The organism is Pseudomonas sp. NPDC087804 (assembly GCF_044742965.1).
In the GTDB taxonomy this organism is placed as follows: domain Bacteria; phylum Pseudomonadota; class Gammaproteobacteria; order Pseudomonadales; family Pseudomonadaceae; genus Aquipseudomonas; species Aquipseudomonas rustica.
The window spans coordinates 35,258-53,824 of record NZ_JBIUVN010000028.1 but is presented as its reverse complement, the minus strand read 5'-3'; the positions used below and the strand labels follow the sequence as shown (position 1 = coordinate 53,824).

At 61.8% G+C, this 18,567-nt stretch carries 1 protein-coding gene; it reads right to left on the bottom strand.

Going from position 1 to position 18,567, the window contains the following annotated elements; genetic code table 11:
• Nucleotides 1-58: 58 nt before the first annotated feature.
• Entirely contained in the window at nucleotides 59-18,394 is an 18,336-nt protein-coding gene (locus ACIOMO_RS23660) for a LapA family giant adhesin (protein ID WP_401243887.1), read from the bottom strand.
• Nucleotides 18,395-18,567: the final 173 nt, after the last annotated feature.

Below are 18,567 nucleotides of genomic sequence, written 5' to 3'. Positions count from 1 at the left end.
GTGACGATTGGCGTAAACGTGACGGCCGCCCCATCAGGGCGGCCGTTTTGTTCATGCATCAGCTGTTGTTGTGGTCGACCTTGATGGTCGGGTCGCTACCAGCAATCAGGTTATGAATGTTGGCGCTCGACCAGTTGTTGCCTTCCAGTTTGATCGTCACGTCCGGCGTGGCCGCAGCCGCATCGCCCGAGTTGAACTTGCCTGCCGAGCTGACTTGCAGCGACGACGTGCCGTCGACCGTGGTGATCTTCAGGAAGTTGTCGATGGTGCTGCCGGTCTCGCCCTGCAGCAAATCGCGCAGGTCGATGCGGTCACCGTCGGCTGCCTTGAAGTCCTTGATCACGTCGTTGCCGGTGTCGCCCGATTTCCAGACGAAGGTGTCGGCACCTGAACCACCAATAAGGATGTCGTTGCCCGAACCGCCGATCAGCGTGTCGTTGCCAGTACCACCGAGCAGGATGTCATTACCTTTGCCGCCGTCGAGCGTGTCGTTACCGCCCGAGCCGAACAGGATGTCATTGCCCGCGCCACCCAACAGCGTGTCGTTGCCGTCATGCGCGCCGGACACATCGAACGCTTGATAGTGCTCGGTGATGTACTGGTGCACGTTGCTGGTGGTGACTTTGCTGACGTCGACCCCGGTTTCCTTGGCCACGAACGCCTGCATCGCCTGATAACCCTCGCCGGCAATGCCGTTGAAGCTCACCAGATCGCCGAACAGGATGTCATTGCCGTCGCCACCGTTGACCGTGTCGTTGCCCGGCAGGGTCGCTTCGGTGTGGCCGATGATCGAGTTGGCGAGATCCTTCGGATCGATGTTGGTTTGTGGCGTTTTGTCCGAGTCGTATGGTTTCAGGTCATTAAGGCTGACACCGCTGTTGAGGCCGATGGCTTCAACGCTCGATAGACCGCTGAGCAACGAGAAGCTGCTGGTCGAGTTGCTGGTGGTGTAAGAGTCGGTGCTGTTACCGCTACCGGCCAGTGTCGACAACTCGTAAGTGCCGTCGCCCTGAGCGTGAACGGTGCCAAGGTTTGTTGTGCTCCAGCCGTAGCGGTTGGTGTAAGTCTGCAACTGGGCGAAACCGCTGGCGTTGATGCTCAGGTAATGCGTGTTGTCGATGTAGGTGCTGAAGGTGTCCCCCAGCTTGTAATTGCTGGTCGTCACCACGCTGTCGAACTTCACGCTGTTGTACAGCGTCGGGTTGGTCTGCTCTCCGCTCTGGTAGTAGGTCGGCTGCCCGTCGGTGATGAAGTACGTGAGGTTCTTCGCCCCGGTGTTGGCCACGGCGTCAGCGCTCTGGAACCAGTTGGCCGTGGTTTTGAACACGTCCTCGTAGTTGGTACCGCCGCCGGACGCCATCGAGTCGAGTACGGCTTTGAGCTGCGTCAGCGCGTTCGGGTCGTTGAGGTTCACCGACACCGACTTGTTCACCTGGGTGTCGAAGTCAGCGAGGAAGATGTTCACCGTACCCGAGTTGTTGCCACCGAGGCTCTGCTTGAGGGTGTTGAACACCGACGTCAGCGAGTCCTTGGCCGCGTTGATCGACGACGTGCTCATGCTGCCCGAGCTGTCGACCATGAACGCGATGTTGTAGTTGGTGCCCGGCACCACGGTCAGACCGCCGATGTCAGCGACCATGATGTCGTTGCCGTCGGTGCCGCTGAAGGTGTCATCGCCCGAAGTGCCGACGATGGCGTTATAGACCGCCGGCACCACGGTGACCGGAATGGTCGCGGTGGTGCTGGCCGAACCGCCCAGCGCTTCGGTCGAGGTCGACGTCACGGTCAGGTTGAACTGGCCGTTGTAGTAGGTCGGCGGGGTCACGGTCAGGGTGCCGAGGCTCCAGCCAGTGACGTTGGCGTCGCCACTGGTCGCGGTGACGGTGAAGCTGTGGCCCGCGCCGTCGGTGAGTACCGAGCCGACCGGTGCGCCGCTGATCTTCACGCTCAGGGTTTCCGAGCCGTCGGTGTCGGTCAGGCCCGTGGTCACGGCCGACAACTTGACGCTGGTGCCTTCGGCGCCGGTGTTGAGCTTGTAGCCGTCGTAATAGCCTTCGCCGTTGCTGCCATGCAGATCGGAAACGGTCACGCCGGAGTTCACCAGATCCTGCACGCCGGTGTAGATCGGCACGCCAGCGCTGCTCAGGTCGATCGCCGTGCCGCCGTTGACCGACAGGTTGACGTCATAGCTGCCCGGGCCGCTCTGGTTGTGGTGGTAGATGTCCAGGGTGTAATAGCCGCTGGTGGTCGGGGTGAACGAGCCGTTGAGGTTGCCGCCCACGCCCCACGTGGTCGAGGCCACGGTTTTTCCGCCAATGGTCACCAGCAGGCTGTCATCACCGATACCGGTGAAGGTGTAGCTCTTGCCGGCTTCCAGATAAATCAGGCCGGAAGTTTTCGATGCGGTACCGGCGGTCACGCTGCCGTCGGACTGCACGTTGGTCACGTTGGTGCTGGAGTTCGGTTTGCCGGCGGCGTCGATGACGTTTTTCAACGTCGTCGCATCGGCGCCGTTGCCGTTGGTGCCGAGGCCCGACAGGCCCGTCCAGACTTCTTTGATCAGGCCGGTGGACTTCACGCTGTTGTCGGCCACGCTCACGGTCGGTGCATCAGCCACTGGCGTGATGTCGATCTTGATCGTGCCGGTGCTGCCCAGCAGTTGGCCGTCGGTTGGCTGGAATTGCAGCTGTGCGTAATCAGCCTTCTGATCGCCAATGCCCGCAGCATTGCCGTTCGCGCCCGACTCGTTGGTATCCGGCATGAAGCGCAGCTTGCCCGCGTCGATGTCGGCCTTGCTGAAGGTCTGGTTGTTGGCGACGTCTTTCCACGTCGAACCGTCCAGATACTGCAGTTTGCCTTCGCCCGGCAGCTGGGTGATTTTCACCCCGAGGCTGCTCGCCGGGCTGTCGACATCCGTCACACCGAAGGTCGACCAGCCGAGGATCAGCGGCGTGTCTTCCGTGCCGGTGACGTTGCTCGGTGCGGCGATCGGCGCATCGTTGACCGCCACCACGTTGACCGTGGTGGTCGCGGTGTTGGAGTAGTTGCCGCCATCGGTCACGGTGACGGTGATGATGCGCGGCACGGTGCTCGGGTCTTCACTGTTGTTGGTGAAGCTGATGTTCTTGATGGCCTGCATGTAGTCGGCCAGCGTCGCATTACCCGACAAGGTCAGGGTCACGGTGCCGTTGGTGCTGTTGGCATTGATGGTGATGCCGTTGACGCTGTTGCCCAGGTTCAGCGCATCGCCGTCCTGACGGTTAGTCAGTACCACGGTCGCGCCGGTGAGCATGGTGCTATCCGGGTCGGTGATCTTGATATCGGTGTCGGCAATCGACACACCCGCGCCCGGGGTGTTCTCGGTGAAGGTCACCTTGTAATCGGCACCGGTGGCGCCGCTGGAATTGTTGGCATCCAGGTCAATGACCGGCGGTGCGTCGTTGTCGATGATCGAGGTGCTGACGCTGCCATTGGTGGCGCTGACCGCGAGGTTCTCGAAGTTGCCGCCCGTGGCCGAGTCGATCTTGACCACGAAGTTCTCGGTGCCTTCGGTGATCTTGTCATCAATGGTGGCGACGTTGAACTGCGCGCTGCTCGCACCTGCCGGGATCTTCACGGTGTACACACCGGTGAAGTCCGAACCGTCAGCGGCGGTACCGCTGTAGACGATTTTCAGGGTCACGTCGGTTTGCGCCGGGTGGTTCAGGCTGACCGTGTAGCTGGCGGTCTGGCCTTCGGTCACCGAGCTGCTGCCGGTGATGCTGACGGTAGTGGTGTCGATGGTGTCGGTGACGCTGGTCACGGCTGGCGTGTTGCTGGTCACCAGGTTTTCGAAGCTGCCACCGGTGGCGTTGCTGATCGTTGCCTGCACGTTGCCGGCGTCTTTGTAGACGTCGTCGGCTGGCGCCGGCACGGTCACGGTGCCGGAGGTTTTGCCTGCGTCGATGGTGATCACCGAGCCGTTGCTCAGGGTAACGGTGACTGGCGAGCCAGCGGCGTTGGTCAGGGTTGCGGTGTAGGTGATCTGGCCACCTTCGGCCACGGTGCCGGTCGCGGACAGCGACAGGTTGGTGGTGTCCACGGTGTCGGTCACGGTGGTGCTGACCGGGGTTTTGTCGGCGACCAGATTTTCGTAGTTGCCGCCGCTGACGTTGGTGATCGCGTTGGTCAGTGGGGTGTGGCCAGTCAGCGCATCGTTCGGTGCGGTGGAGGTCACGGTGCCGGTGGTTTTGCCGATGTCGATGGTGATGGTCTGACCGTTGGCCAGGGTGACCACGACAGGCGCGTTGGTTACCGCCGCACCGACTGTCGCGGTGTAGACGACGTTGCCACCTTCGGCCGCTGTCGCAGTGGCCGTCAGTTTCACGGTCGTGGTGTCGATGGTGTCGGTGACGCTGGTCACGGCTGGCGCAGTGCTGGTCACCAGATTTTCGAAACTGCCACCGGTGGCGGTTTTGATGGTTGCCTGCACATTGCCGGCGTCTTTGTAGACGTCGTCAGCTGGAGCAGCGACGGTGACGGAGCCAGTGGTTTTGCCTGCGTCGATGGTGATCACCGAGCCGTTGCTCAGGGTCACGGTGACTGGCGAGCCAGCGGCGTTGGTCAATGTTGCTGTGTAGGTGATCTGGCCACCTTCGGCCACGGTGCCGGTCGCGGACAGCGACAGGTTGGTGGTGTCGATGGTGTCGGTCACGGTGGTGCTGACCGGGGTTTTGTCGGCGACCAGATTTTCGTAGTTGCCGCCGGTTACGTTGGTGATCGAGTTGGTCAGCGGCGCGTGGCCAGTCAGCGCATCGTTCGGTGCGACGGTGGTCACGGTGCCGGTGGTTTTGCCGATGTCGATGGTGATGGTTTGACCGTTGGCCAAAGTCACTACTACTGGCGAATTGGTAACCGGAGCACCGACAGTCGCGGTGTATACGACGTTGCCGCCTTCTGCAGCTGTCGCCGTTGCCGTCAACTTCACAGTGGTGGTGTCGATGGTATCGGTGACGCTGGTCACGGCTGGCGTCGTGCTCGGTACCAGGCTTTCGAAGTTGCCACCGGTGGCGTTGCTGATGGTTGCTTGCACGGTGCCGGCGTCTTTATAGACGTCGTCCGCCGGAGCAGCGACGGTCACGGTGCCGGTGGTTTTACCGGCTTCGATGTTGATCACAGCGCCGTTCGACAAGGTCACCGTCACTGGCGAGCCAGCGGCGTTGGTCAATGTCGCGGTGTAAACGATCGAGCCACCTTCGGCGACTGAGTTCGTAGCGCTGAGTGACAGGTTTGTCGTGTCGACGGTGTCGGTCACGGTGGTGCTGACCGGAGTTTTGTCTGCCACGAGGTTTTCGTAGTTGCCGCCGGTTACGTTGGTGATCGAGTTGGTCAGTGGCGCATGGCCGGTCAACACGTCGTTTGGTGCGGTGGTGGTTGCGGTGCCAGTGGTTTGACCTACAGCGATGGTGATCGTCTGACCGTTGGCCAAGGTCACGGTGACTGGCGAGCCGGTTACCGGAGCACCGACGGTTGCCGTGTAAACGACGTTGCCACCCTCGGCTGCGGTTGTAGTCGCAGTGAGTTTCACGGTGGTGGTGTCGATGGTATCGGTCACGCTGGTGATCGCTGGAGCAGTGCTTGGTACCAGGTTCTCGAAGTTGCCACCGGTGGCGCTGCTGATGGTTGCCTGCACAGTGCCGGCGTCTTTGTAGACGTCATCGGCTGGCGCTGGAACCGTCGCAGTGCCGGTGGTTTTACCGGCGTCGATGGTGATTACCGCACCGTTGGACAGCGTCACGGTGACAGGCGAGCCAGCGGCGTTAGTCAGGGTTGCGGTGTAGACAATCGAGCCACCTTCAGCGACCGAATTGGTAGCGCTGAGTGACAGGTTCGTCGTATCGACGGTGTCGGTCACGGTGGTGCTGACCGGAGTTTTGTCGGCTACGAGGTTTTCGTAGTTGCCGCCAGTTACGTTGGTGATCGAGTTGGTCAGTGGTGCATGGCCGGTCAACACGTCGTTTGGCGCAGTGGTGGTTGCGGTGCCAGTGGTTTGACCCACAGCGATGGTGATCGTCTGACCGTTGGCCAGGGTCACGGTGACTGGCGAACCGGTTACCGGAGCACCGACGGTTGCCGTGTAGACGACGTTGCCACCCTCGGCTGCGGTTGTAGTCGCAGTGAGTTTCACGGTGGTGGTGTCGATGGTATCGGTCACGCTGGTGATCGCTGGAGCAGTGCTTGGTACCAGGTTCTCGAAGTTGCCACCGGTGGCGCTGCTGATGGTTGCCTGCACAGTGCCGGCGTCTTTGTAGACGTCATCGGCTGGCGCTGGAACCGTCGCAGTGCCGGTGGTTTTACCGGCGTCGATGGTGATTACCGCACCGTTGGACAGCGTCACGGTGACAGGCGAGCCAGCGGCGTTAGTCAGGGTTGCGGTGTAGACAATCGAGCCACCTTCAGCGACCGAATTGGTAGCGCTGAGCGACAGGTTCGTCGTATCGACAGTGTCGGTCACGGTGGTGCTGACTGGCGTCTTGTCGGCGACGAGGTTCTCGAAGTTGCCGCCGCTGACGTTGGTGATCGAGTTGGTCAGCGGTGCATGGCCAGTCAGTGCGTCGTTTGGCGCAGTGGTGGTTGCAGTGCCCGTGGTCTGGCCCACGCCGATGGTGATGGTCTGACCGTTAGCCAGCGTTACGACCACAGGCGAATTGGTTACCGGAGCACCAACAGTGGCGGTGTAGACGACGTTGCCATCTTCGGCTGCTGTCGCGGTGGCTGTCAGTTTCACGGTCGTGGTGTCGATGGTGTCGGTGACGCTGGTCACGGCTGGCGCGGTGCTGGTCACCAGATTTTCGAAACTGCCACCTGTGGCGGTTTTGATGGTTGCCTGTACGTTGCCGGCGTCTTTGTAAACGTCGTCAGCTGGAGCCGCGACGGTGACGGTGCCGGTGGTTTTACCTGCTTCGATATTGATGACTGCGCCGTTCGACAGGGTCACGGACACTGGCGAGCCAGCGGCGTTGGTCAATGTCGCGGTGTAAACAATCGAGCCACCCTCGGCGACAGAGCCGGTCGCGGATAGCGACAAATTGGTGGTGTCGACAGTGTCAGTCACATTGGTCGAAACCGGAGTTTTGTCGGCCACGAGATTTTCGTAGTTGCCGCCGGTTACGCCAGTGATCGCGTTGGTTAGCGGAGCATGGCCAGTCAGCGCATCGTTCGGTGCGGTGAAGGTCACAGTGCCGGTGGTTTTGCCGACTTCGATGGTGATGCTCTGGCCGTTGGACAGGCTTACGGTGACCGGCGAACCAGTAACCGGAGCGCCGACGGTGGCGGTATAGGTGACGTTGCCGCCTTCAGCGACCGAAGTATCGGCCGTCAGTTTGACGGTCGAAGTGTCGATGGTGTCGGTGACGCTGGTCACGGCTGGTGCGGTGCTGGTTACCAGGTTTTCGAAATTGCCACCGGTGGCGGTTTTGATGGTGGCCTGCACGTTGCCGGCGTCTTTGTAGACGTCGTCAGCAGGAGCCGCGACGGTGACGTTGCCCGAAGTTTTGCCGGCTTCGATGGTGATCACGGCACCGTTCGACAGGGTCACGGTGACTGGCGAGCCAGCAGGGTTGGTCAGGGTTGCGGTGTAGATGATCGAACCACCTTCAGCCACGGAGCCAGTCGCGGACAGCGACAGATTGGTGGTGTCGACGGTGTCGGTAACGTTGGTCGAAACCGGAGTTTTGTCGGCTACGAGATTTTCGTAGTTGCCGCCAGTCACACCGGTAATTGCGTTGGTGATTGGAGCATGACCAGTCAGCGCATCATTCGGCGCAGTGAAGGTCACGGTGCCAGTGGTTTTACCCACTTCAATCGTGATGTTCTGGCCGTTGGCCAGAGTGACGACGACAGGCGAACCGGTCACTGGCGCACCGACAGTCGCGGTGTAGGTGACGGTGCCACCCTCGGCAGCTGTTTCGGAGGCGCTGAGTTTCACGGTCGAGGCGTCGATCGTGTCGGTTACTTCGGTAATGGCTGGAGCGGTGCTCGGCACCAGATTTTCGAAGTTGCCACCGGTTGCGGTGGAAATCGTCGCTTCCACTTTACCGGCGTCTTTGTAGACGTCATCGGCTGGCGCTGGAACAGACACGGTGCCGGAAGTTTTGCCCGCTTCGATGGTGATCACGGCACCGTTCGACAGGGTCACGGTGACTGGCGAGCCAGCAGCGTTGGTCAGTGTCGCGGTGTAAACAATCGAGCCACCTTCAGCCACGGAACCGGTCGCGGACAGCGACAGGTTAGTGGTGTCGACAGTGTCAGTCACATTGGTCGAAACAGGCGTCTTGTCAGCCACCAGATTTTCGTAGTTGCCGCCAGTCACGTCAGTGATCGCGTTGGTGATCGGCGCGTGGCCGGTCAACGCATCGTTTGGCGCAATGAAGGTCACGGTGCCGGTGGTTTTACCCACTTCAATCGTGATGTTCTGGCCGTTGGCCAAGGTCACGACAACCGGCGAGCCAGTCACAGGCGCACCAACGGTCGCGGTGTAGACAACCGAGCCACCTTCAGCAGCGGTCTCGGTCGCCGTCAATTTCACGGTCGAGGTGTCGATCGTGTCAGTCACTTCGGTAACAGCTGGAACAGTGCTCGGTACCAGTTTTTCGAAGTCGCCACCGGTTGCGGTAGAAATGGTCGCTTCGACTTTTCCAGCATCTTTGTAAACGTCATCGGCAGGCGCCGCGACGGTCACGTTACCGCTGGTTTTGCCAGCTTCGATAGTGATCACGGCGCCGTTCGACAGAGTCACTGTGACTGGCGAGCCAGCAGCGTTAGTCAGTGTAGCGGTGTAAACAATCGAGCCACCTTCAGCCACGGAACCGGTCGCGGACAACGACAGGTTAGTGGTGTCGACGGTGTCGGTCACATTGGTCGAAACCGGCGTCTTATCGGCCACCAGATTTTCGTAGTTGCCGCCGGAAACGTCGGTAATTGCATTGGTCAGCGCAGCATGACCGGTCAACGCATCGTTCGGCGCAGTGGTGGTCACGGTACCAGTGGTTTTGCCCACTTCAATCGTGATGTTCTGACCATTGGCCAAGGTCACCACAACCGGCGAACCGGTCACTGGCGCACCCACAGTCGCGGTGTAAGTAACGTTGCCACCCTCAGCCGCCGACTCGGTCGCGGTCAGTTTGACGGTGGTGGTGTCGATGGTGTCGGTGACGTTGGTCACGGCCGGAACGGTGCTCGGCACCAGGTTCTCGAAGTTGCCGCCAGTCGCCGTCGAAATGGTTGCTTCGACTTTGCCAGCGTCCTTGTAAACGTCATCCGCCGGAGCCGCAACGGTCACGGTGCCGCTGGTTTTGCCTGCTTCGATGGTGATCACTGCGCCGTTCGACAGGGTCACGGTCACCGGCGTACCGGCGGCGTTGGTCAGGGTCGCGGTGTAAACGATCGAACCACCTTCAGCCACCGAGTCGGTCGCGGTCAGGTTCAGGTTGGTGGTGTCGTTGGTGTCCGACACGGCGGTGTCGGCGGACTTGCCGTCGACCGCGAGTTTTTCGTAGTTGCCGCCAGTGGCGCCATCGATGGTCACGCTCAGCGAGCTGCCGCCGGCCAATGGGCTGTTCGGCGCAACGTAGTTCACCGTGCCGGTGGTTTCACCGACGGCGATGGTGATGGTCTGGCCGTTGGACAGGTTGACGACAACCGGTGAGCCAGTTACGGGCGCAGTTACGGTCGCGGTGTAGACCACGGTTTCGCCTTCGGCGACGTTGGCGGTGGCGGTCAGCGACACGGTGGAGGTGTCGATGGTGTCGTTGACGGTGGTGACGGCCGGGGCAGTGCTGGTGACGAGGTTTTCGAAATCGCCACCGGTTGCGCCTTTGATGGTCGCTTCAACGGTGCCGGCGTCTTTGTAGACGTCATCTTTCGGCGCGTCGACGGTCACGGTGCCGGTGGTTTTGCCAGCGTCGATGGTGATCACCGAGCCGTTGCTCAGGGTCACGGTTACCGGGCTGCCAGCAGCGTTGGTCAGGGTTGCGGTGTAGGTGATCTGGCCGCCTTCATCCACAGAACCGGTGGCGCTGAGCGACAGGTTGGTGGTGTCGGTGGTGTCGGTTACGGTGGTGCTGACCGGGGTTTTGTCGGCAACGAGGTTCTCGTAGTTGCCGCCGGACACGTTGGTGATCGAGTTGGTCAGCGGAGCATGACCGGTCAACGCATCGTTCGGCGCGGTAGTGCTCACGGTGCCGGTGGTTTTACCCACTTCGATGGTGATGTTCTGACCATTGGCTAGGGTGACTACAACCGGCGAGCCGGTGACTGGCGCGCCGACAGTTGCGGTGTAAGTGACGGTGCCGCCTTCAGCAGCAGTTTCGGTGGCAGTCAGTTTGACGGTCGAGGTGTCGATTGTGTCGGTGACTTCGGTCACCGCTGGCGTGGTGCTCGGAACGAGGTTCTCGAAGTTGCCGCCGGTGGCGTCCTTGATGGTCACTTCGACTTTGCCGGCGTCTTTGTAGACGTCATCGGCTGGCGCTGCAACGGTCACGGTGCCCGTGGTTTTGCCCGCTTCGATGGTGATGGTCGAACCGTTCGACAAGGTCACTGTCACCGGCGTGCCGGCCGGGTTGGTCAGCGTCGCGGTGTAAACAATCGAACCGCCCTCGGCGACGGTGCCGGTCGCGCTCAGCGTCAGATCGGTGGTGTCGACGGTGTCGGTGACGGTGGTCGAAACCGGGGTTTTGTCGGCGACCAGATTTTCGTAGTTACCGCCACTCACGTCGGTGATCGCGTTGGTCAGCGGCGTGTGGCCGTTCAGCGCGTCGTTCGGTGCGGTGGTGGTGACGGTGCCGGTGGTTTTGCCGATTTCGATGGTGATGTTCTGACCGTTGGCCAGGGTCACGACAACCGGCGAACCGGTCACTGGTGCGCCGACGGTCGCGGTGTAGGTGACGGTACCGCCTTCAGCAGCAGACTCGGTGGCGGTCAGTTTGACCGTCGAGGTGTCGATGGTGTCGGTGACTTCGGTCACGGCTGGTGTGGTGCTCGGCACCAGGTTTTCAAAGTTGCCGCCGGTGGCGTCCTTGATAGTCACTTCGACTTTGCCGGCGTCTTTGTAGACGTCATCGGCTGGCGCTGCAACGGTCACGGTGCCGGTGGTTTTACCGGCCTCGATGGTGATCACCGAACCGTTCGACAAGGTCACGGTGACAGGCGAGCCTGCAGCGTTGGTCAGGGTCGCGGTGTAGATGATCGAACCACCCTCGGCCACGGAACCGGTGGCGCTGAGCGACAGGTTGGTGGTGTCGGTGGTGTCGGTCACGGTGGTGGTGATCGGGGGTTTGTCGGCGACCAGATTTTCGTAGTTGCCGCCGGTCACGCCGGTGATCGAGTTGGTTAGTGAAGCCTGACCGGTCAGCGCATCGTTCGGTGCGGTGAAGGTCACGGTGCCGGTGGTTTTGCCGACTTCGATGGTGATGCTTTGGCCGTTTGCCAGGTTCACCACGACTGGCGAACCGGTGACCGGCGCGCCGACAGTGGCGGTGTAAGTGACGGTGCCGCCTTCAGCCACGGTGGTGTCGGCCGTCAGTTTCACGGTCGAGGTGTCGATGGTGTCAGTGACGTCGGTCACCGCTGGCGTGGTGCTCGGCACCAGGTTTTCAAAGTTGCCGCCGGTGGCGTCCTTGATAGTCACTTCGACTTTGCCGGCGTCTTTGTAGACGTCATCGGCAGGCGCGGCAACGGTCACGGAACCGGTGGTTTTGCCCGCTTCGATGGTGATGGTCGAACCGTTCGACAAGTTCACGGTGACTGGCGTGCCAGCCGGATTGGTCAGGGTTGCGGTGTAGACGATCGAACCGCCCTCAGCCACGGTGCCGGTCGCGCTCAGCGACAGGTTGGTGGTGTCGACGGTGTCGGTCACCGACGTTACGGCCGGGGTTTTGTCTGCGACGAGGTTTTCGTAGTTGCCGCCGCTGGTGCCGTCGATTTTCACGCTCAGCGTGTTGCCGCCAGCCAGTGCATCGTTCGGTGCGGTGAAGTTGACGCTGCCGCTGCTGGCGCCGACCGGAATGGTGATGGTCTGGCCGTTGGACAGGGTCACGACAACCGGCGCGCCGGTAACCGGAGCGGTCACGGAAGCGGTGTAAACCACCACGCCGCCTTCAACGGTGGCGGCGGTGGCGGTCAGCGAAACGGTGCTGTTGTCGATGGTGTCGGTGACGTCGGTGACCGCTGGAGTCTTGTCGACCACCAGGTTCTCGAAGTTACCGCCCGTGGTTTTGGTGATGCTCGCGTCGACTTTGCCGGCGTCCTTGTAGACGTCATCGCCCGGTGCGGCGACGGTGGCAGTGCCAGAGGTCGCGCCTTTGGCGATGTTGATCACCGCGCCGTTGCTCAGGGTCACGGTCATGGCCGTGCCGGCCGCGTTGGTCAGGCTTGCGGTGTAGACGATCGAGCCGCCCTCGGCGACCGAACCGGTGGCGCTCAGGCTGATATTGGTGGTGTCGACGGTGTCGGTGACGGTGGTGACCACCGCCGAACGGTTGGCATCGACCTGCTCGAAGTTGCCGCCGCTGTGGCTGGCAATCGCGGTCTGTACTTTGCCGCCGTCGATGTACGGGGTATTGGCAGGCGCGGCGAAATTCACCGAACCGCTGGTGGCGCCGGCAGCGATGTTGATCACCGCGCCGTTGGCCAGGGTCACGGTCATGGCGGTGCCGGCCGGATTGCTCAGGGTCGCGGTGTAGGTGATCTGGCCACCTTCGCTGACGGTGTCGCTGGCGCTGAGGGTCAGCGTGGTTTTGTCGACGGTGTCATTGACGGTGGTGCTGACCGGGGTCTTGCTGACGTCGAGTTTTTCGAAGTTGCCGCCGGTGGCATCGGTCATGGTCACGGTGAGCTTGCTGACGTCTTTGTACACGTCGTCGCTCGGCGCGGCGATGGTCACCGAACCGCTGGTTTTGCCAGCCTCGATGGTGATGGTCTGGCCGTTGCTCAGGTTGACGGTCACCGGCGTTTGCGCAGCGTTGGTCAGGGTCGCGGTGTAGGTGATCGAGGTGCCTTCGAGCACATAGCTTTCAGCGCTGAGGGTCAGGTGCGTGGTGTTGATGGTGTCGGCGACGTTGGTCACCGCTGGTGTCGGATTGGCCACCAGGCTTTCGAAGTTACCGCCGTCGGTGCCCTTGATGGTCACTTCGACTTTGCCGGCGTCTTTGTAGACGTCATCGGCTGGCGCAGGAACGGTCACGGTGCCGGTGGTCTTGCCGGCGTCGATGGTGATGGTCGAACCGTTGCTCAGGGTCACGGTCACCGGGGTGCCGGCCGGGTTGGTCAGCGTCGCGGTGTAGACGATCGAACCGCCTTCGTTGACGTTGCCGGTGGCGGTCAGCGAAACAGTGGTGGTGTCGACAGTGTCGGTCACGGTGGTGCTGACCGGGGTTTTGTCGGCGACCAGGTTTTCGTAGTTGCCGCCGCTGACATTGGTGATCGAGTTGGTCAGCGGCGCGTGGCCGGCCAGCACGTCGTTCGGTGCGGTGGTCGACACGGTGCCGGTGGTTTGGCCGACAGCGATAGTGATGCTCTGACCGTTAGCCAGGGTCACGACGACAGGCGAGCCGGTCACTGGCGCACCAACAGTCGCGGTGTAAGTGACGGTGCCGCCTTCAGCAGCGGTTTCGGTGGCGGTCAGTTTCACCGTCGAAGTGTCGATGGTATCAGTGACGTCGGTCACGGCTGCAACGGTGCTTGGCACCAGGTTCTCGAAGTCGCCGCCAGTGGCTTCCTTGATGGTCACTTCGACTTTGCCGGCGTCTTTATAGACGTCATCGGCAGGCGCCGCGACGGTCACGGTGCCGGTGGTTTTGCCAGCTTCGATGGTGATTACCGAGCCGTTGCTCAGGGTCACGGTGACTGGCGAGCCGGCAGCGTTGGTCAGGGTCGCGGTGTAAACGATCGAACCGCCTTCAGCCACGGTACCGGTGGCGCTGAGCGTCAGGTTGGTGGTGTCAGTGGTGTCGGTCACGGTGGTGCTGACCGGGGTTTTGTCAGCCACCAGATTTTCGTAGTTGCCGCCGCTGACTTCAGTGATCGAGTTGGTCAGAGGCGCGTGACCGGTCAACGCATCGTTCGGTGCGATGGCGGTCGCGGTGCCGGTGGTTTGGCCGACAGCGATGGTGATGGTCTGACCGTTGGCCAGGGTCACGATCACCGGCGAACCGGTGACTGGCGCGCCGACGGTCGCGGTGTAAGTGACGGTGCCGCCTTCAGCAGCGGTCTCGGTCGCGGTCAATTTCACGGTCGAGGTGTCGATGGTGTCGGTCACGTCGGTGACGGCTGGCGTGGTGCTCGGAACGAGGTTCTCGAAGTCGCCGCCGGTGGCGTCCTTGATGGTCACTTCGACTTTGCCGGCGTCTTTGTAGACGTCATCGGCAGGCGCAGCGACGGTCACGGTGCCGGTGGTTTTACCAGCCTCGATGGTGATCACGGCGCCGTTCGACAAGGTTACGGTGACGGGCGAGCCGGCAGCGTTGGTCAGGGTCGCGGTGTAAACGATCGAACCGCCTTCAGCCACAGTGCCGGTGGCGCTGAGGGACAGATTGGTGGTGTCGGTAGTGTCGGTGACGGTGGTGCTGACAGGAGTTTTGTCAGCCACCAGATTTTCGTAGTTACCGCCGGAAACCTCAGTGATCGACGTGGTCAGCGGCGCATGGCCGGTCAACGCATCGTTCGGTGCAGTGGCGGTTACGGTGCCGGTGGTCTGGCCGACCGCGATGGTGATGGTTTGGCCATTGGCCAAGGTCACGACGACAGGCGAACCGGTGACCGGCGCGCCAACGGTCGCGGTGTAGGTGACGGTGCCGCCTTCAGCCACGGTGGTGTCAGCGGTCAGTTTGACGGTCGACGTGTCGAGGGTGTCGGTCACTTCGGTGACAGCCGGAACAGTGCTCGGCACCAGATTCTCGAAGTTGCCGCCAGTGGCGTTGTCGATGCTGACTTCGACTTTGCCGGCGTCTTTATAGACGTCATCGGCAGGCGCAGCGACGGTCACGGTGCCGGTGGTTTTGCCCGCTTCGATGGTGATCACCGAGCCGTTCGACAGGGTCACGGTCACCGGTGTGCCGGCCGGGTTGGTCAGGGTTGCGGTGTAAACGATCGAACCGCCTTCAGCCACAGAACCGGTGGCGCTGAGCGACAGGTTGGTGGTGTCGGCAACATCGGTGACGTTAGTGGAGACCGGAGTTTTGTCGGCGACCAGATTTTCGTAATTGCCCCCGCTCACATTGGTGATCGAGTTGCTCAGCGGCGCGTTGCCGGCCAGCGCGTCGTTCGGCGCGGTGGTGGTCACGGTGCCGGTGGTTTGGCCGACGGCGATGGTGATGTTCTGGCCGTTGGCCAAGGTCACGACAACCGGCGAGCCGGTGACTGGCGCGCCAACGGTTGCGGTGTAAGTGACGGTGCCGCCTTCAGCCACCGAGGTGTCAGCCGTCAGTTTCACGGTCGAGGTGTCGACGGTGTCGGTCACTTCGGTGACGGCCGGAACGGTGCTCGGCACCAGGTTCTCGAAATTGCCGCCAGTGACGTTATTGATGCTGACTTCGACTTGGCCGGCGTCTTTATAAACGTCATCCGCCGGTGCCGCGACGGTCACGGTGCCGGTGGTCTTGCCGGCGTCGATGGTGATCACCGAGCCGTTGCTCAGGGTCACGGTGACTGGCGTGCCGGCTGGATTGGTCAGGGTTGCGGTGTAAACGATCGAACCGCCTTCAGCAACGGTGCCGGTCGCGGACAGCGACAGATTGGTGGTGTCGATCGAATCGGTAATCGTGGTGGTCGCTGGCGTGGTGTTCGGCACCAGGTTTTCGAAGTTGCCACCGGTAGCGCCGGTAATCGTGGTGCTGACCGTGCTGCCATTGTTGTAGACGTCGTTGGCCGCTGTCGGCACGTTGACGCTGCCGGTGGTTTTGCCGGCTTCAATGGTGATGGTCGAACCGTTCGACAGGGTGATCGTCACCGGCGTTTGCGCGGCGTTGGTCAGGGTCGCGGTGTAGGTGATCTGGCCACCTTCAACGACGGTGCCGGTGGCGGTGAGGCTGACGTTGGTGGTGTCGACCGAATCAGTGATGGTGGTTACTGCTGGCGTCGGATTTGGCACCAGGTTTTCAAAGTTGCCACCGGTTGCACTGGTGATGGTGGTAGTTACGGTGCTGCCATTGTTGTAGACGTCGTTGGCCGGGGTCGGCACGTTGACGACGCCCGTGGTCTGGCCGGCTTCGATGGTGATGGTTGAGCCGTTCGACAGGGTGACGGTTACCGGCGTCTGCGCCGGGTTGGTCAGGGTCGCGGTGTAGGTGATCTGTCCGCCTTCGGTGACGCTCGAGCCAGCGGTCAGGGTGACCGTGGTGGTGTCGATCGAATCGGTGATGGTGGTCACTGCCGGCGTCGGGTTCGGCACCAGATTTTCGAAGTTGCCACCGGTGGCACCAGTGATGGTGGTGGTGACGGTGCTGCCGTTGTTGTAGACGTCATTGGCCGCTGTCGGCACGTTGACGACGCCAGTGGTCTGGCCAGCTTCGATGGTGATCGTCGAGCCGTTCGACAGAGTGACGGTGACCGGGGTTTGCGCCGGGTTGGTCAGGGTCGCGGTGTAAGTGATCTGACCGCCTTCGGTGACGCTCGAGCCAGCGGTCAGGGTGACCGTGGTGGTGTCGATCGAATCGGTGATGGTGGTTACTGCTGGCGTCGGATTCGGCACCAGATTTTCGAAGTTGCCACCGGTGGCACCAGTGATTGTGGTGGTGACGGTGCTGCCGTTGTTGTAGACGTCATTGGCCGCTGTCGGCACGTTGACGACGCCCGTGGTCTGGCCGGCTTCGATGGTGATGGTCGAGCCGTTCGACAGAGTGACGGTCACCGGGGTCTGCGCCGGGTTGGTCAGGGTCGCGGTGTAAGTGATCTGGCCGCCTTCAGTGACGGTCGAGCCAGCAGTCAGCGTGACCGTGGTGGTGTCCACCGAATCAGTAATGGTGGTGGTCGCTGGCGTCGGGTTCGGCACCAGATTTTCGAAGTTGCCACCGGTGGTGCCGGTAATCGTGGTGCTGACAGTGCTGCCGTTGTTGTAGACGTCATTGGCCGGGGCCGGCACGTTGACGACGCCAGTGGTCTGGCCAGCTTCGATGGTAATGGTCGAGCCGTTCGACAGGGTGACGGTGACCGGGGTTTGCGCCGGGTTGGTCAGGGTCGCGGTGTAAGTGATCTGGCCGCCTTCAGTGACGGTCGAGCCAGCGGTCAGAGTGACCGTAGTGGTGTCGATCGAATCGGTGATGGTGGTCACTGCCGGCGTCGGGTTCGGCACCAGATTTTCGAAGTTGCCACCGGTGGCACCAGTGATGGTCGTGGTGACGGTGCTGCCATTGTTATAGACGTCGTTCGGCGGCGTTGGCACGTTGACGGTGCCGGTGGTCTGGCCCGCGCCAATGGTGATGGTCGAGCCGTTCGACAGGGTGACGGTCACCGGGGTTTGCGCCGGGTTCGTCAGGGTCGCGGTGTAGGTGATCTGGCCGCCTTCGGTGACGTTCGTGCCCGCCGTCAGGGTGACGGTGGTGGTGTCGATGGTGTCGGTGACCTGGGTCGTGGCCGGGACGGTTGGCGGGGTCACGTTGATGCCGTTGCCGCCGGTGGTGCCGGTGACGGTCACGTCGATCTGGGTCGAGTCGTTATAAACAGTGTCGTTCGGCGCCAGCGGTACGTTGACGGTGCCCGTGGTCGAACCGGCCGGAACCACAATCACCGCGCCGTTGGACAGGGTGATGGTCAGGTCGGTCAGCGGCGCCTGAGTCAGGGTCGCGGTGTACACCAGCACGCCACCGGCTTCGGTGATGGTCGGTGTGGCGCTGACGCTCAGGGTCGAATCGCGCAAAGCATTCGTGGTGGTGTCGGTGGTCTGTCCGCCGGTGATGTCTTGCGTGGTCTGACCGGCAGAATTGATGCCTGCGGTCGGGAAGCCAATCGTCGGGTCAACGCGGCCAGCGGTGGCGTCGAGCATCACGAAACTGTGGCCACCACCGGCAGCACCGCCAGTGCCTGCGGCGCTTGGGCCGGCAGCGGTGGCGTCGAGGGCAGTCGTCGGGTCGACACCGGCGGCGATGGCTTGCTGCAATTCTTCTACAGAAGGCGCTGCCTGCGCGGTGGCTTCAGCCAGGTCAGTGCTGGAGTCGGGCGCGTTGGCGCTCCACTGCGTTTCGCGACCGAGGTCGAGGGTGCGGCCATCTGCCAATTCAAGCGACACGGCGCCGGAGAGGCCGGTGTCGATCTGGTCGCCGACAAACAGGCGATCGCCTTCAACGAGTACGCGACGCACGCCCTCTGGTGACACCACGAATACCTGACCAACAATGCTTTTGACGATGGCAACAACACTGCTCATTGAAGACTCTCCGGGTGTCACGTTCAGTTGACTTCCATGGACCTGATGGCATGGGCGCCGATTCAGTCTGGACGTACTTTTAAATTTTGCGTAGCAAGTTTGACGCGTCTAGTCGTCAATAATTTGGCTAGATTCTTTCGCTATTAACTTTATGCCAAACTATTGACCTTCTG